The organism is Stenotrophomonas sp. GQ19, from assembly GCF_059758695.1.
This window is the reverse complement of record NZ_JCAXES010000001.1, coordinates 912,290-935,941: the sequence shown is the minus strand read 5'-3', so window position 1 is coordinate 935,941 and position 23,652 is coordinate 912,290. Positions and strand designations below refer to the sequence as shown.

General features: G+C 67.0%; 21 protein-coding genes and 1 tRNA gene. 10 read left to right on the top strand and 12 right to left on the bottom strand.

Features of this window, described 5'->3' with window-relative positions; translation table 11 throughout:
* Window positions 1–125: 125 nt before the first annotated feature.
* The 4 genes from hutU to hutI are packed head-to-tail and all read right to left on the bottom strand — an operon-like array spanning window position 126 to window position 5,405.
* A complete protein-coding gene (gene hutU, locus AC6CHL_RS04010; protein WP_498293445.1) occupies window positions 126–1,793 on the bottom strand; it encodes a urocanate hydratase in 1,668 nt (555 codons plus the stop codon).
* Window positions 1,790–2,644: an N-formylglutamate deformylase gene (gene hutG / locus AC6CHL_RS04005; RefSeq protein WP_447594507.1), complete on the bottom strand. Its 855-nt coding sequence runs from the start codon at window positions 2,642–2,644 to the stop codon at window positions 1,790–1,792. The genes hutU and hutG overlap by 4 nt, the downstream gene beginning before the upstream one ends.
* Window positions 2,641–4,182 carry a histidine ammonia-lyase gene (hutH, locus tag AC6CHL_RS04000; protein WP_314401721.1) on the bottom strand — a complete coding sequence of 514 codons (1,542 nt, stop codon included), beginning with the start codon at window positions 4,180–4,182 and terminating at the stop codon, window positions 2,641–2,643. Before hutH ends, hutG begins: the two co-directional genes overlap by 4 nt.
* Before the next feature lie 23 nt (window positions 4,183–4,205).
* Entirely contained in the window at window positions 4,206–5,405 is a 1,200-nt protein-coding gene (hutI, locus tag AC6CHL_RS03995; RefSeq protein WP_498293444.1) for an imidazolonepropionase, read from the bottom strand.
* Window positions 5,406–5,468: 63 nt separating this feature from the next.
* Here hutI and AC6CHL_RS03990 point away from each other — a divergent pair, with 63 nt between their 5' ends.
* Window positions 5,469–6,848 carry a formimidoylglutamate deiminase gene (locus tag AC6CHL_RS03990; RefSeq protein ID WP_498293443.1) on the top strand — a complete coding sequence of 460 codons (1,380 nt, stop codon included), beginning with the start codon at window positions 5,469–5,471 and terminating at the stop codon, window positions 6,846–6,848.
* A 30-nt stretch (window positions 6,849–6,878) separates the two neighbouring features.
* On the top strand, window positions 6,879–7,607 hold the full coding sequence (hutC, locus tag AC6CHL_RS03985) for a histidine utilization transcriptional repressor HutC (RefSeq protein WP_137189801.1): 729 nt from the start codon (window positions 6,879–6,881) through the stop codon (window positions 7,605–7,607).
* Window positions 7,608–7,729: 122 nt separating this feature from the next.
* Here the strand turns inward: hutC and AC6CHL_RS03980 are convergent, their stop codons facing one another.
* From AC6CHL_RS03980 to AC6CHL_RS03970, 3 genes are all read right to left on the bottom strand, one after another.
* The gene (locus tag AC6CHL_RS03980; RefSeq protein WP_498293441.1) at window positions 7,730–8,755 is read right to left on the bottom strand and encodes a restriction endonuclease; all 1,026 of its coding nucleotides are present in this window, start codon (window positions 8,753–8,755) and stop codon (window positions 7,730–7,732) included.
* Window positions 8,756–9,037: 282 nt separating this feature from the next.
* Window positions 9,038–9,538 (bottom strand): phasin family protein, encoded by a 501-nt coding sequence (locus AC6CHL_RS03975; protein WP_038687726.1) that lies wholly within the window; start codon window positions 9,536–9,538, stop codon window positions 9,038–9,040.
* An 87-nt stretch (window positions 9,539–9,625) separates the two neighbouring features.
* Complete coding sequence (locus AC6CHL_RS03970) at window positions 9,626–9,901, bottom strand: polyhydroxyalkanoic acid system family protein (RefSeq protein ID WP_038687727.1); 276 nt, start codon at window positions 9,899–9,901, stop codon at window positions 9,626–9,628.
* Between the two features lie 119 nt (window positions 9,902–10,020).
* Here AC6CHL_RS03970 and AC6CHL_RS03965 point away from each other — a divergent pair, with 119 nt between their 5' ends.
* The 4 genes from AC6CHL_RS03965 (at window position 10,021) to aroA (ending at window position 14,854) form a co-directional block, all read left to right on the top strand.
* Window positions 10,021–10,821: an FHA domain-containing protein gene (locus AC6CHL_RS03965; RefSeq protein ID WP_447594499.1), complete on the top strand. Its 801-nt coding sequence runs from the start codon at window positions 10,021–10,023 to the stop codon at window positions 10,819–10,821.
* A 275-nt stretch (window positions 10,822–11,096) separates the two neighbouring features.
* A complete protein-coding gene (serC, locus tag AC6CHL_RS03960; protein WP_038687731.1) occupies window positions 11,097–12,182 on the top strand; it encodes a 3-phosphoserine/phosphohydroxythreonine transaminase in 1,086 nt (361 codons plus the stop codon).
* 51 nt (window positions 12,183–12,233) lie between these two features.
* On the top strand, window positions 12,234–13,427 hold the full coding sequence (gene pheA, locus AC6CHL_RS03955) for a prephenate dehydratase (RefSeq protein WP_498293439.1): 1,194 nt from the start codon (window positions 12,234–12,236) through the stop codon (window positions 13,425–13,427).
* Between the two features lie 113 nt (window positions 13,428–13,540).
* The gene (aroA, locus tag AC6CHL_RS03950) at window positions 13,541–14,854 is read left to right on the top strand and encodes a 3-phosphoshikimate 1-carboxyvinyltransferase (RefSeq protein ID WP_448133954.1); all 1,314 of its coding nucleotides are present in this window, start codon (window positions 13,541–13,543) and stop codon (window positions 14,852–14,854) included.
* Window positions 14,855–15,145: 291 nt separating this feature from the next.
* Here the strand turns inward: aroA and AC6CHL_RS03945 are convergent, their stop codons facing one another.
* Window positions 15,146–15,724, bottom strand: coding sequence for an energy transducer TonB (locus AC6CHL_RS03945; RefSeq protein ID WP_498293438.1), 579 nt, complete (start codon window positions 15,722–15,724; stop codon window positions 15,146–15,148).
* Window positions 15,725–15,881: 157 nt separating this feature from the next.
* Entirely contained in the window at window positions 15,882–16,511 is a 630-nt protein-coding gene (locus AC6CHL_RS03940) for an energy transducer TonB (protein WP_498293436.1), read from the bottom strand.
* A 133-nt stretch (window positions 16,512–16,644) separates the two neighbouring features.
* Between AC6CHL_RS03940 and serS the strand changes: the two genes are divergently transcribed.
* On the top strand, window positions 16,645–17,925 hold the full coding sequence (gene serS / locus AC6CHL_RS03935; RefSeq protein ID WP_447594489.1) for a serine--tRNA ligase: 1,281 nt from the start codon (window positions 16,645–16,647) through the stop codon (window positions 17,923–17,925).
* Between the two features lie 119 nt (window positions 17,926–18,044).
* Here serS and AC6CHL_RS03930 read toward each other — a convergent pair whose 3' ends face one another.
* Entirely contained in the window at window positions 18,045–18,395 is a 351-nt protein-coding gene (locus tag AC6CHL_RS03930; protein WP_141056917.1) for an SH3 domain-containing protein, read from the bottom strand.
* A gap of 196 nt (window positions 18,396–18,591) precedes the next feature.
* A complete protein-coding gene (locus AC6CHL_RS03925; RefSeq protein ID WP_038687745.1) occupies window positions 18,592–19,173 on the bottom strand; it encodes an FMN-dependent NADH-azoreductase in 582 nt (193 codons plus the stop codon).
* Window positions 19,174–19,298: 125 nt separating this feature from the next.
* Here AC6CHL_RS03925 and AC6CHL_RS03920 point away from each other — a divergent pair, with 125 nt between their 5' ends.
* The 3 genes from AC6CHL_RS03920 to AC6CHL_RS03910 all read left to right on the top strand — a co-directional run bounded on the left by AC6CHL_RS03920 (window position 19,299) and on the right by AC6CHL_RS03910 (window position 22,060).
* Entirely contained in the window at window positions 19,299–20,291 is a 993-nt protein-coding gene (locus AC6CHL_RS03920) for a LysR family transcriptional regulator (RefSeq protein ID WP_038692047.1), read from the top strand.
* Window positions 20,292–20,446: 155 nt separating this feature from the next.
* A tRNA-Ser gene (locus AC6CHL_RS03915) sits at window positions 20,447–20,536 on the top strand.
* 324 nt (window positions 20,537–20,860) lie between these two features.
* Entirely contained in the window at window positions 20,861–22,060 is a 1,200-nt protein-coding gene (locus tag AC6CHL_RS03910) for a DUF5677 domain-containing protein (protein ID WP_498293434.1), read from the top strand.
* 363 nt (window positions 22,061–22,423) lie between these two features.
* Here AC6CHL_RS03910 and AC6CHL_RS03905 read toward each other — a convergent pair whose 3' ends face one another.
* A complete protein-coding gene (locus tag AC6CHL_RS03905; protein ID WP_498293433.1) occupies window positions 22,424–23,626 on the bottom strand; it encodes an STY4528 family pathogenicity island replication protein in 1,203 nt (400 codons plus the stop codon).
* Window positions 23,627–23,652: the final 26 nt, after the last annotated feature.

The following is a 23,652-nucleotide window of genomic DNA, read 5'->3' as shown; positions in this document are numbered from 1 at the left end:
GGGACACATCAGGAGCGGTAGATCCCGACCGTTGGTCGGGAAGCATCAGGCGCGGTAGATCCCGACCGTTGGTCGCGACGCATCCGGAGCGGTAGGTCCCGACCGTTGGTCGGGACGCATCGGGATCAGCCCAGAATCCCCGGCAGATCCAACCCCTTCTCCTTCGCACACTCCACCGCGATGTCATACCCGGCATCGGCATGCCGCATCACGCCCGTGGCCGGGTCGTTCCACAGCACGCGCGCGATGCGCTTGGCGGCCGCTTCGGTGCCGTCGCAGACGATCACCATGCCGGCATGCTGCGAGAAGCCCATGCCGACGCCGCCGCCGTGGTGCAGCGACACCCACGTGGCACCGCTGGCGGTGTTGAGCAGGGCATTGAGCAGCGGCCAGTCGGACACCGCATCGGAACCATCGGCCATCGCCTCGGTTTCGCGGTTCGGCGATGCAACGCTGCCGCTGTCCAGATGATCGCGGCCGATCACCACCGGTGCCTTCAGCTCGCCGCTGGCGACCATCTCGTTGAAGGCCAGGCCCAGGCGATCACGGTCGCCCAGGCCCACCCAGCAGATGCGCGCGGGCAGGCCCTGGAACTTGATCTTCTCGGCGGCCATGTCCAGCCAGCGGTGCAGGTGCGGGTTGTCCGGGATCAGCTCCTTTACCTTGGCATCTGTCTTGGCGATGTCTTCCGGGTCACCGCTCAGCGCGGCCCAGCGGAACGGGCCGATGCCGCGGCAGAACAGCGGGCGGATGTAGGCGGGCACGAAACCGGGGAAATCGAACGCGTCTTCCACGCCTTCTTCCAGCGCCATCTGGCGCAGGTTGTTGCCGTAGTCCACGGTCGGCACGCCGAGCGCGTGGAAGGCGAGCATGGCGCGGATGTGGGTGGCCATCGAGGCACGTGCGGCTTTCTCCACCACCTTCGGCGCGGTCACGCGCTTGTCGTCCCATTCCTCCACCGTCCAGCCCTGCGGCAGGTAGCCGTTGACCGGGTCGTGCGCGGAGGTCTGGTCGGTCAGCAGGTCCGGCTTGACCCCGCGCAGCAGCAGTTCGTCCAGCACGTCGGCGACGTTGCCGAGCAGGCCCACCGACAGCGGCTTCTTCGCCGTGCAGGATTCCTCGATCAGGCGCAGCGCCTCATCCAGATTGTCGGTCCAGGTGTCCAGGTAGCCGGTGCGCAGGCGCATCTCGATGCTGCTCTTGCGGCATTCCACCGCCAGGCAGGAGGCACCGGCCATCACCGCAGCCAGCGGCTGCGCGCCGCCCATGCCACCCAGCCCACCGGTGAACAGCCACTTGCCGGCCAGGCTGCCGTTGTAGTGCTGGCGGCCCATCTCCACGAAGGTTTCGTAGGTGCCCTGCACGATGCCCTGCGCGCCGATGTAGATCCAGCTGCCGGCCGTCATCTGGCCGTACATCGCCAGGCCTTTCTTATCCAACTCGTTGAAGTGATCCCAGTTGGCCCAGCGCGGCACCAGGTTGGAATTGGCGATCAGCACGCGCGGCGCATCCACATGGGTGCGGAACACGCCCACCGGCTTGCCCGACTGCACCAGCAGGGTCTGGTCGTCGTCCAGGCGCGTGAGCGTTTCCACGATCGCATCGAAGCTCTCCCAGTCGCGTGCGGCGCGGCCGATGCCGCCGTACACCACCAGTTCCTGCGGCCGCTCGGCCACGTCGGGGTGCAGGTTGTTCATCAGCATGCGCAGCGGCGCTTCGGTCAGCCAGCTCTTGGCGGTGAGCGTGGTGCCGGTAGGCGCGATGATGGTGCGGGACGGGTCGTTGCGGGTCATGCGGCGCTCCGGTTCGTAGCGAATGCAAGGCAGGCGTTGAGCACCTGCGCCAGGGTGTGGCGCAGCGGTGCGGCGTGGTCGGGGTCGAGCGGGGTGGGCCAGCTGTGTTCGTCCACCTGGTCCGGTGCCGGCTCGTGCATGTAGCCACGGCAGGCCAGTTCCATCTGCAGGCTGTGCACGCCACCGGGAATGTTGCTGTAGTGGCGGGTGATCCAGCCGCCCTTGAAGCGGCCGTTGCGCACGTGGGACAGGCCGCTGATCTTCAGCAGGTTCTCCACCACGTCGCTGAGCGTGTTGTCGCAGGACGTATCGACCGCGCCCGACGGGCCGGCGGTACCCAGGTTGAACTGCGGCAGCTCGCCGTCGAACAGGTGCGGAATATGCGAGCGGATCGAGTGCGCGTCATACACCACCACGGTGCCGTGGTGCTGGCGCAGCCGTGCGATCTGCGCGGCCAGCGCGTCGTGGTACGGCGCGAAATACGTGTCGCGGCGGCGCGCGATCTCGGCCGCGTCCGGCTCGCTGCCGGGGTGGTACAGCGGCTGGTTGTCGAAGGTGGTCAGCGGGCACAGGCCGGTGGTGTTCTGGCCCGGGTACAGCGACACGCCGCTGGGGTCGCGGTTGAGGTCGATCACCGAGCGCGAGATCGCCGAGCGCACGGTCGTGGCCCCCATGCCGCGGGCGAAGTCGTACAGCTCATGCACCCACCAGTCGGCATCGCGGCGCGCCAGCCATGGCGAGTGGTAGCCATCAATCAGGTCGTGCGGCAGCTCGCTGCCCGTATGCGGGAAGCTGACGATCAGCGGCGCATCGCCCTCGTGCACCTGCAGCCAGTCCGGGTGGGTGGTCATGCCAGCGGCTCCACCTGCGGCAGCACGTCGGCCAGGCCCTCGGCCAGTGCGCCGCTGCGCACCAGGTTGGTGGCGGCCACCATGTCCGGATGGAAGTAGCGGTCGTCCTGGAGGGTGGGTACCTGCGCGCGCAGACGCGCACGCACGCCTTCCAGCGCGTCGCTGGAGCGCAGCGGGGCATGGAAGTCGCAGCCCTGCGCGGCGGCCAGCAACTCGATGCCAACCACGTTGGCCGCGTTCTCGGCCATCGCCAGCAACCGGCGCGCACCATGCGCGGCCATCGACACATGGTCTTCCTGGTTGGCCGAGGTCGGAATCGAATCGACGCTGGCCGGGTAGGCGCGCTGCTTGTTTTCCGAGACCAGCGCCGCGGCGGTCACCTGCGGAATCATGAAGCCCGAATTCAAGCCGGGCTTCGGGGTGAGGAAGGCAGGCAGGCCGGACAGCGCCGGGTCCACCAGCATCGCGGTACGGCGTTCGCTGATCGAGCCGATTTCGCAGATGGCCATGGCCAGCATGTCGGCGGCGAAGGCCACCGGCTCGGCGTGGAAGTTGCCACCGCTCAGCGCTTCATTGGTGTCGGTGAACACCAGCGGATTGTCGGACACGCCGTTGGCTTCGATCGCCAGCGTGGTGGCCGCCTGGCGCATGACGTCGAACGCCGCGCCCATCACCTGCGGCTGGCAGCGCAGGCAGTACGGGTCCTGCACGCGCACGTCGTTGTCGCGGTGCGATTCGCGGATGGCCGAACCCTGCATCAGCGTGCGCAGCGTGGCGGCGGTGGTGATCTGCCCGCGCTGGCCGCGGATGCTGTGGATGCGCGGGTCGAACGGCGTGTCCGAGCCTTTGGCCGCTTCCACCGACAGCGCACCAGTGACCAGCGCGGCCTGGAACACGGTGGTGATCGCAAACAGACCGGCCAGTGCGTAGGCGGTGGAGTACTGGGTGCCGTTGAGCAGGGCCAGGCCCTCCTTCGCACCCAGAACCAGCGGCGCAAGGCCGTGCCGGGCCAGCGCGTCGGCGGCCGGCAGCCGCTCGCCACCGACGAACGCTTCGCCCACGCCGATCATCACGCTCGCCAGGTGCGAGAGCGGGGCCAGGTCACCCGACGCGCCCACCGAGCCTTGGCACGGAATCACCGGCACGATGTCGTGCTGCAGGAAGGCTTCCAGCAGCGCCAGCGTTTCCGGGCGGATGCCCGACGCGCCCTGGGCCAGGCTGGTCAGCTTCAGCGCCATCATCAGCCGCACCACCGGCGCCGGCATCGGCTCACCCACGCCGGCGGCGTGCGACAGCACGATATTGCGCTGCAGGGTGGCCAGGTCTTCGCGCTCGATGCGCACGCTGGCCAGCTTGCCGAAGCCAGTATTGATGCCGTACACCGGCGCGCCCTTGGCCACGATATCGGCCACGGTCTGCGCGCTGCGCAGCACCGCCGCGGCGGAGGCCGGGTCCAGGCGCACGCGCGCGCCATCGAAGATCGCGCGCCATTGCGCCAGCGTCACCGCGCCGGGCTGCAGGGTCAGGGTAGTGCTCATGGAATCTCCAGACATCACAAAAATCAGACGGATACGCCGCGCATCACGCGCGCGTGCAGGGGGTTGAAGCCCATGCGGTACACCAGGTCGGCAGGTGCCTCGATGTCCCACAGGGCCAGGTTGCAGTCCAGGCCGACCGCCAGCCGGCCCACGCGATCGGCACGGCCCAGCGCGCGCGCTGCTTCACGGGTGAAGCCGGCGATGCACTCGTCCACGGTCATGCGGAACAGGGTGGCGGCCATGTTCATGGCCAGCAGCGGGCTGGTCAGTGGCGAGGTGCCGGGGTTGGAATCGGTGGCCAATGCCAGCGGCACGCCGGCTGCACGCAGCGCCGGGATCGGGGGCAGGGTGGTGTCGCGGGTGAAATAGAACGCGCCCGGCAGCAGCACCGCCACGGTGCCGGCCGCCGCCATCGCCGCGATGCCCTCGGCATCCAGGTGTTCGATATGGTCGGCCGACAACGCGCCGTGGCGTGCAGCCAGCGCTGCGCCATGCTGGTTGCTGAGCTGTTCGGCGTGGATCTTGATCGCCAGCCCGTGCTGGCGGGCGGCCACGAATACCTGCTCGGCCTGCGCGGCGCTGAAGGCGATGTTCTCGCAGAACACATCCACCGCTTCGGCCAGGCCCTGCGCGGCCACTGCCGGAATCATCACGTTGCACACTTCGTCGATGTAGTCCTGCGCATCGCGGCCGGGCGGAATCGCATGCGCGCCCAGGAAGGTCGGCACGATCTCCACCGCGCGCAGGCGGCCCAGTTCGCGGGCCACGCGCAGCTGCTTGGTTTCATCGTCCAGGCTCAGCCCGTAACCGGATTTGATTTCCAGCGTGGTGATGCCTTCGGCCAGCATCGCGTCCAGGCGCGGCAGGCTGGCGGCGATCAGCTCGGCCTCGCTGGCGGCGCGGGTGGCGCGCACGGTGGAGACGATGCCGCCGCCGGCGCGGGCGATGTCGGCATAGCTCACGCCCTGCAGGCGCTGCTCGAACTCGCCGGCGCGGTTGCCGGCATAGACCAGGTGGGTGTGGCAGTCGACCAGCCCGGGGCTGATCCAGCGGCCGCCGCAGTCGATACGCTGCGCCGGCTGCAGGTGCGTCTCGGTACCGGCCGCGCCCACGTGCACGATGCGGCCGTCGGTGGCGGCGATCACCCCGTTTTCGATCACGCCCAGGCCCGGGCCATCGACGGTGATCAGGTGGGCGTGGTACCAGAGGGTGTCACAGTGCATGGCAGCAACCACATCGGCTTATATGTCTATACAATATAGGCGCCACTTCCGGGATGTCCAGTGATGCCAGCCACCCCCGCCGCGACCCTTGTTTTCCATGCCGCCCACGCACTGCTGCCGCAGGGCTGGGTCCGCGATGTGCGCATTGTGTGCGCCGGCGGCTGCCTGACCGACGTGAGTGCTGGCGTGCCCGCCCAGCCGGGCGACACCGCGCTGGCCATCGCGCTGCCGGGGCTGGGCAACCTGCACAGTCACGCTTTCCAGCGCGGCATGGCCGGGCTGACCGAGATCGGCGGCCAGAGCGGTGACAGCTTCTGGAGCTGGCGCGAGCTGATGTACCGCTTCCTGGCGCACCTGCAGCCCGAGGCGGTGCAGGCCATCGCCGAGCAGGCCTACGTGGAAATGCTCGAATCCGGCTTCACCCGCGTGGGCGAGTTCCACTACCTGCACCATGCCGCCGATGGCACCCCGTACGCCAACCGCGCCGAGATGGCCGAACGCATCGCCGCCGCGGCGCAGGGCAGTGGCATCGGTCTGACCCTGCTGCCGGTGTTCTACGCGCATGCCGATTTCGGCGGTGCCGCACCCAACCCGGCGCAGCGCCGCTTGATCCACGACGTGGACGGGTTCGCCGCGCTGCTGCAGGGCTGTACCCAGGCGCTGCAGGGCCTGGATGACGCCGTGCTGGGCATCGCCCCGCACAGCCTGCGGGCGGTGACCGGCGAGGAACTCAACGCACTGCTGCCGCTCACTACCGGTCCGGTGCACATCCATATCGCCGAGCAGACCCGCGAGGTGGACGCCTGCGTGGCGTGGAGCGGCCTGCGCCCGGTGCGCTGGCTGTACGAACACGCCGCCGTGGACGAACGCTGGTGCCTGGTGCACGCCACCCACGTGGACGACGACGAGGTGCAGCGCATGCTGGCCAGCCGCGCGGTGGTGGGGCTGTGCCCGATCACCGAGGCCAACCTGGGCGACGGGCTGTTCCCGATGCAGGCGTTCGCGCGCGCGGGTGGGCGCTTTGGCGTCGGCTCGGACTCCAACGTGCTGATCGACGCAGCCGAAGAACTGCGCCTGCTCGAGTACGGGCAGCGCCTGCAGCTGCGCGGGCGCAACGTGCTGGCGCCGGGCGATGGCCAGTCCAGCGGCCGCTGGCTGTTCGAGCAGTCGCTGCACGGCGCCGGGCAGGCGCTGGGCGTGGTCACCGGGCTGCAGGTGGGCGCCCCGGCCGACGTGGTCGAACTGGACCCGACGCACCCGGCCCTGATCGCCCGTGACGGCGACGCCTTGCTTGACAGCTGGGTGTTCGCCGCACGTAATGGTGCGGTGCGTTCGGTGTGGCGCCAGGGTCGCCAGCTGGTCCATCAGGGCCGTCACCTGCAGCGTGATGCCGTGGCCGCCCGTTTCGCCCGCGCATTGCAGACGTTGTTGTCGGCCGGCTGAGTGCCGGTCGCACCCATCCAGGACTCCCGAGTGACGGGCAAGAAAGCTGAAACCCTCAACCAGCGCATCCGCGCCGATCTGGAAAGCCGCATCCTCAGTGGGCAGTGGGAGCCGGGGTTCCGCATTCCCTATGAGCACGAACTGATGGAGCAGTACGGCTGCTCGCGGATGACCGTGAACAAGGTGCTGACCGCGCTGGCTGAAAGCGGCATGATCGAGCGCCGCCGCCGCGCCGGTTCGTTCGTGGCCCGGCAGCCGCCGCACCTGGAGCAGGTGGCGCTGGAAATTCCGGATATCGCCATGGCCGTGGGCGCACGCGGCCACGTTTACGGCTACCAGTTGCTGGAGCGGGCCTACCGGGCGCCGCGCCCGCAGGCCGCCGAAGAGGTGGCGCTGTCGGGCAGCGACAAGCTGCTGGCGATCCGCTGCCTGCACCGCGCCGATGGCCGTCCGTTCGCGCTGGAACACCGCCTGATCAGCCCGGTAGGCGTGCCTGAAGTGCTGGACGTGGATTTCGACACCACCGCGCCGGGCAGCTGGCTGCTGCAGAACGTGTCCTGGACCCGCGCCCAGCACCGCATCAGCGCCTGGGGCGCCGATGACGCCGCCGCGGCGTTGCTGGAGGTCAAGCCCGGCACTGCCTGCCTGGTCATCGACCGCCTCACCTGGCGCGGCGACCAGCCCATCACCTGCGTGCGCCAGATGTTCCTCGGCGACGCCTGGGACCTCGTCGCAAAATTCGCCCCCGGCGCCCGGTAGAGCCGCGCCCATGACCGGCGGGCGCCATTACGACGAACGCATCGCCATGCGCGCGGAATTTATCGCTATTGCAAGGTCGTAGAGCCGGGCTCTGCCCGGCTGCTCCTAAATACCAAACAAAATCAAAGCGTAGCGCACTGCCGCCAACGCACCGGCTCGTCCACGCCCAAACGCGGATTCAACTGGATACGCACGGTCCGCAGCGCCGGGTACCGCTTCACCTCGGTACAGACCAACGGCCAGATCACGTCGATCTCGTCACTCCGGTTCACCGCCAACGTCTGCCGGGTAAGCCAGAACGCACTCAACACGCCCGGCTGGGTAGCCAGGGTGCGGGCCAGCTCTTTCTGGTAGCGCGCCAGCGTGGCCGGGTCCGGGTCGGCCACATCGCCCAGGATCCCCGGCGCGGCAGCAGGCGCGGTCGGCTTGGCAGCGGTGGGCGTGTCGGCTGCCGACTTCTCGCCGGCCACCGGGCCGTCCGCAGGCGCAGCAGCAGCTTGAACCGGTGTCGCGGCCGGCGTGGTCACCGCTACCGGGGCGGCCTGTTGGTCCAGCCGCGAGGTCAGGTAGCCCATGCCCACCAGCAGCCCCAGGGTCAGCGATCCCAACGCGGCAATCGAGATCCGCCGGATCGCCTCGCGGCGGGCCGCGTTCTTGACCTGGGCTTCCATGTCGCCGGGCAGGTACGGCTGCAGCAGCGGCCACAGCAGGTGCCCGTCGAGCACCTCCACGCCTTGCTTCTCGGCGGCCACGCGGCCATCGCGTTCGACCATGCCCTCGGTGATCAGGATGCCGCCCCGGGCTCCGGCCAGCCGTGCGGCGGCGCCCAGTTCGTTCACCGCCGCGGTGCCAATGCGGTACGCGCGGCCATGCTTGCACGACAGCAGCCAGCGGTGCTGGGCGTCCTGCATGAGGAAATCGCTGCGCGGCTCGCGGCTGTCGTCCACCTCGCCGGGCACGTCCTGCAGCCCGCGCTGCTCGCGCATGGCGCGCCGGACGATCTCGGAAAAGTCACGCCAATGCATGCCAGCCAGGGCATTGAGCCCAAGCCGGGTCTCCTTGCGGCGGCGCTTCACCAGCCAGAACCAGGCGGCGGCAAGCGTCCAGACAATGAGGGCCAACAGTAAAGCCAGAATCCAGGAGAACATGGGGCGCTAGAGATGAACACGGATGTGCGATTGACAGTTTATATGCGCTCGTTATATGCGCTCGCAGGCGTCTGCGGGGGCTCTTCAATACGAACCCCCGGAAGTCCGAGCCGCAGCCAGTGACCGGCGTCTCACTTTCGAGCAGCAGACACAGAAAACCCGCCAATCCGTAGCCGTGAGGGGAGGGAACAAACGGCGAAGAAGCGATTGGCGGGTCGGTTTCGATTGTCATCAATGCCGTGCTGCTTTGCAACATCTGGCACAGATGGGCCCGGGGCGGGCTCAGGCGCCGCCCGGTCCCTGATGCGTTCCCGGGGACGGGTCGGCGTTGGGGGAGGCGTTACGCGCCTCGGCCCGGTTGACCCGGGCATTGAGCGCATCGATACGCGCGTTCAGGGCCGCCACGTCCTCGGCCGTGGGGATGTTCAGGCGCTTGAGCACGCCCTGCACCCGGTCATCGAAGGCCTTTTCCACCTTGTCCCAGGTGCCGGCGGCTTTTTCGCGGGCCTCGCCCAGCTGCTCTTCCACGTTGTCGCGCCAGCGCGGCGTGTCGCCGCTCTGTTCGCGGTTGCGGGCCTCGATGGTTTCGCCTTCCCGCACCAGGGTGTCGAACACGCGGCTGCCCTCGGCCTGGGCACGGCCGAAGGCACCCAGCCCGGCCAGCCATACCTGCTGGGCCGAACCGGTGAGCTTGCGCGAAAAGCGCTCGGCCTGTTCGCCCAGCGAGGGCTTGTCGTCGGGGCTGCGGGTGTCGCGGTCGTCGAAGTCGTCGTGTGCGGTCATGGGGCGATCCTGTGGATGGACACCCCGATGCTAATCAGCGTCAGCTTTGCGCCATGTGATGGCCGGCGCCTGCGGACGGGCCAGGATTCAGCCCAGCTTTTCCTTCAGCACGCGCTGGATCTCGCCCTCGACCATGCCCTTCATCGCCGACAGCAGGAAGCCCAGCTTGGCGGTCACGTGCACCTGGCCGGGCTGCAGTTCGATCGCACCGTCCACGCCGGAGCCGTTGAAGTTCAACACGTCGCCCACCCAGTTGCTCTGCAGGCCGAAGCGCTCGGACAGTTTGGCGGCCACGTCTTCAATCGCCTTGCGGGCGCCATCGACGGGCAGGGAGTGGGCGTGGCGGATATCAATGCTGGACATGGGAGCTCCTGGCGGGCGGCAGCGGGAAGGGCGTGCATTGTGCGCATCCTTGCGTCCAACTCCAAGGACTGCATCACACTTCTTCTTCGATGACATGCAACCTGCTAGGCTTTCGCCGCGTGCAGAACCTGCTAGTTCACTTCACCCAACGCCAACACCCCGACCAGCCACTGCGGCCCGGGGTGCAGCGCATCGTGCGCCACGCTTCGGGCACTGTCCGCCTGGGCGGTGACGCCGCCGGCACCTTGCTGCTTGCACAGTTCTGCCTGGACGACCGCGGCCTCTGGCTGCAGGTCGCAACCGGCACGCGCGGCATCCACGTCAACGGCCGCCCCGTGCGGCGCATGGCCATGCTGCGCGCGGGCGATGCGGTGTATGTGGATGGCGTGGAGATGGTGATCCAGGGCGAGTGCGAGGTGCTTGCCCAGGCGCCGCCGCGCAGTGACGCCGGCAGCGACGAACTGCGCCTGCTGCGCGGGTTGGGCGGCCAGCACCACGGCCGCAGCTTCACCCTGGACCGTCCGCGCCTGATCGGCCGCAGCGCCGAGGCCGACATCGCCATCGACGACCCCGCCTTTGCCGAGCAGCACGCCCGCCTGGAGCTGCACGGCGAGCGCGTGCTACTGCGCGACCTCGGCGCGGGCGAATCTACCCGGGTCAATGGCGTGGCGGTTCGGCATTGCTGGCTGCTGCCGGGCGACCAGCTGGTGTTCGACACCCAGCACCGGTTCGTGCTGGAAGTGCCGCACGACGCCCGCACCCGGATCGTCAGCGAAGACGAGGACGACCTGCTGGACCTGCCCACCCACGACGCAGCACCGACCAAGCCGCCGCGCGTGAGCCGCTGGCCGTGGCTGCTGGCCAGCGCGCTGCTGCTGGCGGCAGTGATCAGTGGCCTGCTGTGGTTCGGCGCGCGGTAGACCTCATCGCATCCGCGCTGACGCCCCATGATTTGCTCTCCACGTACACCCAGCCAGGTCCAAGCAACCGGTAGTGCCGGCCGCTGGCCGGCTCCACGTACACCGGGCTGGGTCCATGAGGTTGCCGGCCAGCGGCCGGCACTACCCGGGGGCGCGTCGGGCCCGAATTGGTGTTCGTCTCGATAGATTCGTTTGCAACCAAATTCGCCTTGTCCTGCAAGGCCTAAAGCCTGGTGCGCTGCGGCATACTAGGGGTCTTGCCCCATAGGTGTGACATGACGCGCGCGTTCAACTTCAGTGCCGGCCCTGCAACCCTGCCGGAATCGGTCCTGCGCAAGGCGCAGGAAGAGATGTTGGAATGGAACGGCGCTGGCGCCTCCATTGTCGAAATGAGCCACCGCGGCCCGGAATTCATGGCCGTCGCGGCCAAGGCCGACGCCGACCTGCGCCGCCTGATCGGCATCCCCGACGACTACGCCGTGCTGTTCCTGGCCGGTGGCGCCACCACCCAGCAGGCCCTGCTGGCGCTCAACTTCGCCCAACCCGGCCAGACCGTGGACTACGTGCTCACCGGGCACTGGGGCAAGACCGCGATCAAGCAGGTCACGCCCTACGTCAACGTCAACGTGGCCGCCAGCAGCGAAGCCAACGGCTTCCACGACATCCCCGCGCGCGACACCTGGCAGCTCTCGGCCGATGCGGCCTACGTGCACATCACCGCCAACGAGACCATCCACGGCGTCGAGTTCCGTGACACCCCCGATGTCGGCCAAGCGCCGCTGTTCGCCGATTTCAGCTCGTCCATCGCCAGCGAGCCGCTCGATGTCAGCAAGTACGGCCTGATCTACGCCGGCGCGCAGAAGAACCTGGGCCCGGTGGGCGTGTCGGTGGTGATCGTACGCCGCGACCTGCTCGAACGCGCCGGCCAGCCGCGCGCGGACATCTTCAACTACCGCTCGCACGTGGCGCGCGACTCCATGCTCAACACCCCGCCCACCTGGAACTGGTACCTGGCCGGGCTGGTGTTCGAATGGATGCTGGCCGAAGGCGGCGTCGAGGAATTCGCCCGCCGCAACGCCGCCAAAGCCGCGCTGGTGTATGGCGCCATCGATGCCTCCGGCGGTTTCTACCGCAACGAGGTGGTGCCGGCCGCCCGTTCGCGCATGAACATCCCGTTCTTCCTGCCCGACGACACCCTCAACGCGCGCTTTGTCAGCGAGTCCAAGGCCGCCGGCCTGCTCGCGCTGAAGGGCCACGCCGCCGTGGGCGGTATCCGTGCCTCGCTGTACAACGCCATGCCGGTGGAAGGCGCGCAGGCGCTGGTCGCCTTCATGGCCGATTTCCAGCAGCGCCACGGCTGACGTTTTCGTATTTCCCGGGGCGCGTGACGCCCCACTGCACCTGGAACCCAGATGGCCACCAAACCCGCCAAGCCCAAGGCCGCCAAAGCGCCGCCGTCCAAGCCCAAGGCCGCCGCACCTGCGAAGGCCACCCCCGGCAAGGCCGCTGCCGTTGCCAGCACGCCCGCACCGGTGCTGTCGGACGTGCGCGCCAAGATCGACCACATCGACCGCAGCATCCAGGCGCTCATCGCCGAGCGCGCCAACTTCGCCCACCAGGTAGGCAAGGCCAAGGGCAAGCTCGCCGCCGCCGTCGACTACTACCGCCCCGAGCGCGAAGCGCAGGTGCTGCGCATGGTGGTGGACCGCAACGAAGGCCCGCTCAGCGATGAAGTGCTGGTGCATGTGTTCCGCGAAATCATGTCGGCCTGCCTGGCCCAGCAGGAGCCGCTGAAGATTGGTTACCTGGGTCCGGAAGGCACCTTCAGCCAGCAGGCCGTGCTCAAGCACTTCGGCCGCTCGGCGCTGGGCCTGCCGCTGGCCAGCATTGAAGAAGTGTTCCAGGAAGTGGAAGCGGGCAACGCCGATTTCGGCGTGGTGCCGGTGGAGAACTCGGGTCAGGGCACCATCCAGATCACCCTGGACATGTTCCTGACCTCCAACCTGAAAATCTGCGGCGAAGTGGAACTGCGCGTGCAGCAGTACCTGATGTCGCGCAGTGGTCGGCTGGACGATGTGGAGCGTGTGTACGGCCACCCGCAATCGTTCATGCAGACCTCCTCGTGGCTGCGCGCCAACCTGCCCAAGGCCGAGAGGATCCCGGTGTCGAGCAATGCCGAAGGCGCCCGCCGCGCCCGCAATGCCGACGACGCCGCCGCCATTGGCGGGGAGAGTGCAGGGCACGTGTACGGCCTGAAGAAGGTGGTGACCAAGCCCATCCAGAACGATGCCGACAACACCACCCGCTTCCTGGTGGTGGGCCGCAACATCTTCCCCACCTCCGGCCACGACCGCACCTCGGTGCTGGTGTTCATCCATGACAAGCCCGGCGCGCTGTTCGACGTGCTCAGCCCGTTCGCGCGCCACGGCATCAGCATGAACCGCATCGAGTCGCGGCCGTCGCACAACGCCAAGTGGGAGTACGGCTTCTTCATCGACCTGGCCGGCCACATCGAGGATGCCTCGATGCAGGCTGCGCTGGCCGAACTGGAAGCGCACTCGGCACAGATCAAGGTGCTGGGCTCCTACCCGGTGGCCGTGCCCTGACCGTCTCGGCGCAGCCCTGCGCTGCGCCTTCGGTGGCGACGCCATGCCGGCGCGCCGCCTTTCCCGCATACCGTTGCATCGCCGCCCGCGCGGCTGCCTGACAGGACCCTTCGATGACCGCTACGCCGTACTGGATTGCCCACAAGGGCCAGCCCCTGCAGGGCACCCTGACCATTCCCGGTGACAAATCCGTGTCGCACCGCTCGGTGATGTTCGCCGCGCTGGCCGACGGCGTGTCGCACATCGATGGCTTCCTGGAAGGCGAAGACACCCGCGCCACCGCTGCCATCTTTGCCCAGATGGGCGTGCGCATCGACACCCCGTCGCCGTCGCAGCGCGTGGTGCATGGCGTAGGCGTGGACGGCCTGAAGGCCCCCACAGCGCCGCTGGACTGCGGCAACGCCGGCACCGGCATGCGCCTGTTGGCCGGCCTGCTGGCCGCACAATCGTTCGACAGCGTGATGGTGGGCGACGAATCGCTGTCGCGCCGGCCGATGCGCCGTGTCACCGGCCCGCTGGCGCTGATGGGCGCCAAGATCGACACCGAAAGCGACGGCACCCCGCCGCTGCACGTGCATGGCGGCCAGACGCTGAAGGGCATCGACTTCGCCTCGCCGGTGGCCAGTGCGCAGGTCAAATCCGCAGTGCTGCTGGCCGGCCTGTATGCCGATGGTGAGACCACGGTGAGCGAACCGCACCCCACCCGCGACTACAGCGAGCGCATGCTGCGCGCGTTCGGCGTGGACATCGACTTCTCGCCCGGCAAAGCCCGCCTGCGCGGCGGCCAGCGCCTGCGCGCCACCGACATCGTGGTGCCGGCCGACTTCTCCTCCGCGGCGTTCTTCCTGGTGGCCGCCAGCATCATTCCCGGCTCCGAACTGCGCCTGCGCGCGGTGGGCCTGAACCCGCGCCGCACCGGCCTGCTGGCCGCACTGCGGCTGATGGGCGCGGACATCACCGAAGAAAACCATGCCGAGCAGGGCGGGGAAGCCGTGGCCGACCTGGTGGTGCGTTACGCCCCGCTGCACGGTGCGGAAATTCCCGAAGCGCTGGTGCCGGACATGATCGACGAGTTCCCCGCGCTGTTCGTGGCTGCTGCCGCCGCGCAAGGCAACACGGTGGTGCGCGGCGCCGCCGAACTGCGGGTCAAGGAATCCGACCGTCTGGCCGCCATGGCCACCGGCCTGCGCACGCTGGGCGTGCAGGTGGATGAAACCGACGACGGCGCCACCATCCACGGCGGCAGCACGCTGGGCAGCGGCACCATCGAAAGCCACGGCGACCACCGCATCGCCATGGCCTTCGCCATTGCCGGCCAGCTCAGCAGCGGCGAAGTGCGGGTGAACGACATCGCCAACGTCGCCACCTCGTTCCCGGATTTCGATGGCCTGTCCACGGGGGCGGGCTTCGGGTTGCGCAGCGCCTGAAGCGTGCTGCCGGGCAGAGCCCGGCACTACGGTGGTCGGTGATTGCTCGTAGAGCCGGGCTCTGCCCGGCTGCCGTTGCGTTGGCAAATGCAGGATTGCTTCCCGTAGAGCCGGGCTCTGCCCGGCTGCCCTTTGCGTCGGCATATGCCTGGTTGCCGGGCATCGCCCGGCACTACGTGGCTGCGGATGCGTCGGGATGTGCCTGGTTGCCGGGCAGAGCCCGGCACTACGCCGCACAAAAAAAGGGAGGCCAGTGGCCTCCCTTTTTGGTTCCCGCCTCAGCGCCTCAACTTAGCGCTCGGTACGGAAATCCACCGGCACGCGCACCACACTGGCCACGGCGCGACCATTGTTCATGGCCGGCTCGAACTGCCAGTTGCGCACGGTGGTCAGCACCGCGCGGTCCAGGTCGCGGTCACGCGAACCGGTGCGCTGCACGATGTTGGCGTCGGTCACGTGGCCACGCGGGTCCACGCTCAGGCTGGCCACCACGCTGCCCTGCACACCACTGCGCAGCGCGCTGGCCGGGTAGGTCGGCTTGGCATTGCTGGCCAGTGGGCGCGCCTCGCGGTTACGCGCGGCTACGGCTGGCTTGCGCTGGGTGTTGGCCGGTGCGGCCTGGCGCGTCGCCGGAGTCGGTGCAGTGGTGGCGACCGGCGTCTCGGTCGCCGGCAACATGCGCTCGCCGACCGGTGCAGTGCTGGTTTCGTTGGGGTTGGCGTAGCGCAACCAGACCAGCGCGGCGGCGAACATCGCCACGATCAGCGCCATCCACAACCACGGCGACGTGCCGCGGCGGGCCGGTTCATCGGTCACGTCGCGCTGGTGCTGCGGCGACGCGTGCATGTCATGGGCATGGGTAACACTCATGGCGAACTCCTGATGTCGTTTTGACACCCGCAGTCTTGCCCGTACCCGGTTGTGGATGTGTCAGCGCACCGTCAACGCGGCGACTGCATTGCCATCGAGGTTCAGCTTGATGAGCCGTTGCCGAATCAGCGGTGCGTGATGATCCGGCGGCCGCGGATTACTGCGGCTTGAAGTCGAACGGGACCTCGATGCTGCCCGGCACCGGCTGGCCATTGCTCTGCGCCGGCTGGAAGCGCCAACGGCGCACTGCATCCGATGCGGCGCGATCAAGATCGCGTGAACCACTGCGTTCGATGATCGTCACGTTCGACGGGTAGCCGGTGGCATCCACATCCACGCGCACCACCACCGTTCCGGAATCGCCACGACGCAGCGCGGCAGGCGGGTACGAGGGCGGCGGCGACTGGTCGGCGATCGGCTGCGGGCGGTCACCGGCAGCGGCGGGCACCGGGGCCTCGGTGGTCGGCGCAGCGGCTGCGGCGGGCGGCGGCGGGGGCGCGGTTTCCACCAGCTGCGGGGCTTCTTCGCCGGGCGGCAGCGGCTTGGCGTCGGGCATGTCGCTGGACCCGGCCGCGGCGGGCAGGGGCTCGGGCAACGGCTCGATATCGGCCACCTGCTGCGGCGTTGCCGCCGGGCCGGCTTTGTAGAAGTCGTCGTTGCGGCTGCTCAGCCACACCACCAGGAACAGCAGCACGCCAACGCCGAAGGCGATGCCGGCGATCATCAGGCTGCGCCGGGGCAGGTGGAAGGTGATGTTCTTGCCAGACGAAGAGCGGGAAGCGGACATGAGCCATACCGTAGTGGACCCCCCGATTCTGCCACGCCCGGAATGACTGAGGGGTACATGGCGGCCCCCGGGCGGCAGAAATCCGCATAACAGGCGATAATCCCCCTCCAGTCCCCACCCCATCGCACACGCCATGCTTGATCCAGCCCTGCTTCGCCAACACCCCGCCGACCTTGCCGAACGCCTGCGCTCCTCGCGCGGTTTCGAGCTGGATGTGTCCGGGCTGGAGTCGCTGGAAGCAGACCGCAAGCGCATCCAGGTGCGCACCCAGGAACTGCAGAGCCTGCGCAACAGCCGCTCCAAGGCCATCGGCCAGGCCAAGGCCAAGGGCGAGGACGTCTCGGCGATCATGGCCGAAGTGGCCGCGTTCGCCGACGAGCTGAAGGCCTCGGAAGTGGCCCTGGACGAACTGCGCGACAAGATCGAAGCCATCGCCCTGGGCATTCCCAACCTGCCGGGCGACGATGTGCCGGCCGGCGCGGATGAAACCGAGAACGTGGAGCAGAAGCGCTGGGGCACCCCGCGCAGCTTCGATTTCCCGGTGCTGGACCACGTGGAGCTGGGCGCCCGCAACCGTTGGCTGGACGCGGAAACCGCGGCCAAGCTGTCCGGCTCGCGCTTCACCGTGCTGCGCGGCCCGCTGGCCCGCCTGCACCGCGCGCTGGCCCAGTTCATGCTGGACCTGCACACCGACACCCACGGCTACCAGGAAACCAACGTGCCGGCGCTGGTCAACGCCGACTCGCTGCGCGGCACCAGCCAGCTGCCCAAGTTCGAAGACGACCTGTTCAAGACCGCCGTGGGCGAGTCCACCCGGTACCTGATCCCGACCTCGGAAGTGCCGCTGACCAATATCGTGCGCGACGAGATCATCGACGCCGACCAGCTGCCGCTGCGCATGACCGCGCACTCGCTGTGCTTCCGTGCCGAAGCCGGCAGCGGTGGCCGCGACGTGCGCGGCATGATCCGCCAGCATCAGTTCGAGAAGGTGGAGCTGGTGGCCGCGTGCACCGCCGCACAGAGCGAAGACGAACACCAGCGCATGACGCGCTGCGCCGAAGTGGTGCTGGAAACCCTGGGCCTGCCGTATCGCAAGGTGCTGCTGTGCACCGGCGACATGGGCTTTGCCGCAGTGAAGACCTACGACCTGGAAGTGTGGCTGCCCTCGCAGGACACCTACCGCGAGATCTCCTCGTGCTCCAACTGCGGTGATTTCCAGGCCCGCCGCATGCAGGCCCGCTGGCGCAACCCGGAAACCGGCAAGCCCGAACTGCTGCACACCCTCAACGGTTCCGGCGTGGCCGTGGGCCGCGCGATGATCGCGGTGATGGAGAACTACCAGAACGCCGACGGCAGCATCACCGTGCCGGATGCGCTGAAGCCCTACATGGGCGGCCTGGACACCATCGCCTGATCACAAAAAAAACCGCCGAAAGGCGGGTTTTTTTTGTGCAGCACCTCGGGGGCTCTGCCGGAGCGATTCGGGCATTGCGTGCAGCCACCCATGGGGTGGCTCTACCCCCCCCACCGGGGTTACATGGCCCGCAACACCCGCAACGGCACCCACCCCTCAGCCCCGCCGCCCACCGGCGCGCACCACGCCCAACCGTTCAGCACGCGCCCACCCACCAGCACCTGGTCCGGGTCCACGTCCAGCTCGCGCGCGCAGTAGTCTTCCTTCGCAAACGCATCGCCCTGTGCATCCCGCCCGATCACCTGCGCCGGCACCCAGCCCGGCGCCTGGTCGGCGGCTTCGCACAGAAACCAGTCGTCCCAGCCTTCCGCGCCTTCATAGCGCTCGCCCACCTGCAGCGCCTGGCCACGCGCCAGCGTGATGGGGTGGGGGAATTCGCTCCGGTGCGGAGCAACGACCAGATAGCGCATGCGGGTCCGTCCTGAACAAGTGAGCGGTCAGCGTAATGACGCCCACCGCCCTTGCCCAGCACCTGCATCGCAGTTGCGCCATTGAAAAAGAAGATGGCCCCAAAAGGGGCCATCAGGCGCAACACCGGCGGGGGAGGGAGAACCGGTGCTGCGCGCCACGCCGCCACGACGAGGAGGAACGGCGCGGTGTTACCCCTTAGGCGGCGGCCAGCTCACGCGGCTGCGGCAGGGTGGCCAGCGCCTGGGCGATGGCGTCGGTGCGGTGCTGCGGCGAGTAGGCAATGCCCTCGGCGCGCACGAATTCCACATCGTCGATCCCGAAGAACGCGAACACCTGACGCAGGTACGGGTCCTGGAAGTCGGTCGGGGCGCCGGTGTGCAGGCCGCCGCGGCTGCTGGCCACGATCACGTGCTTGCCGCCGGCCAGGCCCACCGGGCCGGTGTCGGTGTACTTGAAGGTCTTGCCGGCCACCGCCAGGCGGTCGATCCACGCCTTGAGGGTGGAGGCCACGCTGAAGTTGTACATTGGGGAGCCGATAACCACCACGTCGGCGGCCAGGAACTGTTCCAGCACCAGCGCCGCGTCGGCGACTTCGGCCGCGTCGGTCTGGGCCAGCGAGCTGCTGCGCAGGTGCGCAACGGGCTGGGCGTCCAGGTCGCGATAGGTCACTTCCAGGCCCGGCACCTGGTCGCGCCACTGCTGGACCACGGCGGCCGAGAGCTGGCGGGAAACCGAGTTGTCGCCAAGGACGCTGGCATCGATGTGAAGAAGCTTCATGGCAATCACCTGTTATCTGGGGAGGGGCGGGCAAGGCGCCGCCGACGGAGAACAGGTTAGGTTGTTGCCTGGCTGGGATAAAGGTGGTTGAATACCACGTATTGTTCTATATCTGGAACTTCGGTATGCACGACCTAAACGATCTCTATTACTTCGCCATGGTGGTCGACCACGGCGGTTTTGCCGCGGCCGAACGCGCGCTGGGCATCCCCAAATCCCGCCTGAGCCGGCGCATCAGCCAGCTGGAAACCGACCTGGGCGTGCGCCTGCTGCAGCGCTCCACGCGCCGCTTCGCGGTGACCGACGTGGGCACCAGCGTGCACCGCCATGCCCAGACCATGCTCGCCGAGGCCCAGGCCGCGCGCGAGGTGGTGGACCGGCTGAGTGCCGAGCCCCGCGGTCTGGTGCGCGCCAGTGTGCCGGTCTCATTGGCGCAGATGCAGCTGCCCAAGCTGCTGCCCAAGTTCCTGGCCCAGTACCCCAAGGTGCGCCTGCAGCTGAACATCAGCAACCGCCGCGTGGACATCATCAACGAAGGCTACGACGTCGCCCTGCGCGTGCGCTCGCGGCTGGACGACGACGGAAGCCTGGTCATGCGCAGCTTCGGCCAGGTGCAGGAACTGCTGGTAGCCAGCCCGAAATACCTCGACCGCGCCGGCCGCCCCAAGGACCCGGACGAACTGGCCAATCACGTCACCCTGAGCATCAGTGAAGACGAAGCCCGCCAGCGCTGGGAACTGCACGGCCCGGAAGGCGCGGTACGCCGCGTGGACCTGCAGCCGCGCGTGGCCGGGTTCGATTTCCCCCTGCTACAGAGCATGGTGAAGGACGGGTTCGGCATCACCATGCTGCCCGAAACCGTCTGCGCCGACGCCGTCCGCAGCGGCGAGCTGGAAGTGGTGCTGCCCGAGTGGTCGCTGCCGCAGGGCATCTGCCACGCCGTGTTCGCCTCGCGCCGCGGCCTGCTGCCGGCGGTGCGCGTGTTCATCGACTTCCTGGCCGAACACCTGCCGCCGCAGCTGGAGGCCTCGCGCCTGCATTGTGATGGCGCGTGTGAGCGGGCCAAGGAGAAGATCAAGGCCAGTGCGTTGGGTGCGTTGGCGGTGGATGCGGGCTGAGCTCGACAGCGGCCGGGTGGGCAAACTTCACCTGAAATGCGAGAATGCGACCCCCGGCCAGTGCCGGGGAGCCATGCCGGACGGGGCGTTGCCCCGACCGGACGCCCGGGTTGCAATGACTTGGGCACGCGGGGCGCGGACAGCGCTACCGATACGGAGAGATGGCCGAGCGGTTTAAGGCACCGGTCTTGAAAACCGGCGAAGGGTCAAACCTTCCGTGGGTTCGAATCCCACTCTCTCCGCCAAAATTTGAGCAAAAATGCGCTGAAAAGCGCTCTAGCCCCGGGTTCTTAAGCAGAGCTCGGGGCTTTTTGTTTTTGGCGACTATCAAAATGACTATCAAGCAGCCCAGTGGCTCTACATGGGTTTCACGGGCCAGAGATGGCCTTCTGCGGCGCCGGCCTTGCTAGCCCCGCAGGTCGGCTCCTCCGAGGCATATGGGGCTGATCGGGACAGATGACTCCAGAGCGTCCATCCATGAGTTAGCAGGTTGCAACGTATGGGTGTTAGTGACTGCTACGCTTTCCATCCTGAGCAATAGGCACAGAACCACCTACACGGAGTTGGGTATGGCGCGAGATGACGCGGATACGGACCGGCAAACGCTGGTGGATCAAGGAGCCCTTGGAGCAGAGCCGTCAGAGGACTACAAAGCTCGGGTTGATGGCCTTGATAACGTTGTGCGTGATTGCATGCACGTCTCTCGAGGGTTTGCGGGCATCAAATCACCGTCTGGACGTCACTACTACGCCTCCATCCTGTTCACGGCATTGGTCACCAGAGCAGTTTCACTCTTGAACTTGGTACCTCATACGCCGTGGGCGTCGAAGCTCATCGAGCACTGGGACTACGCTTCGGTAGCGGGAATCACTCGGACCATTCTGGAACTCCGTCTGGCGTTTCATTATCTTTGCGCTGAAGAGTGTAGTGACGACGAGTGGGACTGCCGCTGGAATGTTTTCAATCTTCATGACTGCACTTCGCGCAAGCGGATGTTCGAGTCGACGCCCGACGGGGCTGAACAGGTTGCTGGGTTTGATGCCCAAGCAGAGGAACTTCGTGGGCGAATAAGGGCCAACTTGTTCTTCCAAGGGCTCCCGGCTAAGAAGCAAAAAGAGCTGCTGCACGGGCAAAAGGCGTACCTCATGCCTCTGGAGGACATTGGTGAGCTCGTGGGCGTGGAAAAGGATACGTTTCGCTGGCTATACGTGTTGCTGTCCAGCCACGTCCATGGCCTCCCAATGTCCTTCTACCGTATTGCTGAGGGAGAGGAAGAGCGCGGCCGCGGGCTACCTAGTAAAACCGAAGAGGGATATACCTGTCTGTTTCTTTCTTTGGCTATGACGCTTCTTGCCGGGGCGCGTGATGAATTGGGCGTGCTATTCAAGGGGCTTCTGCCGGACCAGACAGAGACCGAACCCGAAACCGTGTCGCTTCCTGTGGCCCCGTTGCCTGAGCCGTCAGGCGACGAGTTGTATGTTGGCGAATCTCGCATTGTTCATGATGACGGCACTATTCGGCTAGAGGTTACCCGTAACTCCGAGGTGGACCTGACCGTTGTCTTTTATGATGTTCTGTCTTCTCAGCCGGTACTGCGTCGGCATGAATCAGAGGAAGGGGGCGGCCTAGAGTGGTTTGACCCTTTCTTTTGGTCGGTCAGCATAGATGGTGCCCCAGCTACTGAGAGGTCATTCAGTGAGATGGAAAAGAATGGCTTCGCTTTTCGTGTAGACACAGAGACTCGGCAATTGCTGTTCAAGACAAGATAGCCTGCCAAACGGCGCTTCTAACGAGTGGGCAGGAGCATGAGTGGATCTCAGTTTGTCTGCTTGCGACTCTTGGGCTTTGCTGTTTTCGTTGACATAGATGAGGGTGAGTTGAGGTTGCCTGGTACCCTGAAAACGATCAAATGACGAACGACGCTACTGTTCTCAGGCTGGACGATCTCGTGCCATATGCACTCTTCGAGACTGGGTGGGGGGGCGGTTCGATTGGAGAGCTCCAATATTCCAAGAAATCCAAGTTTGACATTGGTGTTCTGGTAGGTCGCAGCCTGATTGCAGTACTTCTTTGCTGCAGCTCGATTCAGATGTCCATGATGGCGTTTCATTTCTAGGACAAATCGATGGCCATCAATTCATGCGAAACATAGTCTTCAACTGGTCGATATGCGCCTGGGCCACCTCGCGGTTGGAGGTGCCCGTTGAAGCTGGGCTGGGTGCAGGCGGTGGGCGCACCGCTTCCTGATCACTCGCTTTGGCTTTGCTCTGGCAGGCCCAGGCCTTGAACTCGCCATGCAGCGCTTTCTGGATGATGCCGAACAGGTAACCGGCAGGGTTGCGTACGCTGGTGGTGCGACAGCGTGCATCCCATTCCGCTAGCACGCTGTATTGCTGGTCCACGTCAAGCTGGCGCAGCGCTGACAGAACGCCGGCTCGCTGCTCGCCGTCCAACGTGTCGAAGCGTGCTGGCAGGCTGGCTCGGTTTGATGGCCTTGGTTCGCCCGCGTCCGCAGTACGTACTTCTTTTATGCTGTTAAGTACAGTACGGCCCGACTTCGGATTCCGAAGTGAGTTGTCGGGCGGGGCTTTCAGCATCGCTTCGGTATCCGAAGTCGTTTCGTAATCATTCCGAAGTGGGGGTGGCGAGGGCACTTCGGAATCGTGACTGGTCTTCGGCGATGGATAGCTTCCTGCTGCCCCGTCCGTACGTCCATTCCCTGGCAGATCGAGCCCTTGGTTGGCCAGCCGTTCGGTCAGCACCTGGATACGAGTGGGAAGGAGGCGGCCGGCGAGCATTGGGTCTTCGCTGATCTCCTTGATCACCTGGTGTCCAACGCGCTGGATGCCCTTGCTAGCATGTGACAGCGCATGGCTGACCAGCTTCAGGTATTCACCATCCAGCTGCATCGCCTCGTATGGGGTCAGCGGTTCATCGTGCAACACATAGACGTTGCCCAGCATGCGGCCTGTCTGTGGGTCGCGTCGCCGCCGCACCAGGCTCAGCCAGCGGGTGAGCCGTAACACGGTCAGAGCGCGGGCGACGGTCTCGAAGGAGGCCTTGGCGGTGCAGGGCATGGAGGAAAGGAAGGGGCGCAACTGCTCGTAGGTCGGCAGGGCGGTAAGGCCGTCATCGTTGAGCTGTAGCCGAAATACCTGCCAGGCATTGCGCTCCAGCGGCGTCAGGCGCTGATCCATCAATAGCGCCCGCGGGACGGTTTCATGCCGGTTGCCGCTGTACAGGTATGCATCAAAGCGCCCTGAGGCCGGTGGTGGCTGGCTCTGTCCGAACAGCTTGGGTGCTGGCTCGGCCGCGTTGGCGGGCGGGGGCACCATGGTCAGGCCAGGCCTTGTTCGATCCA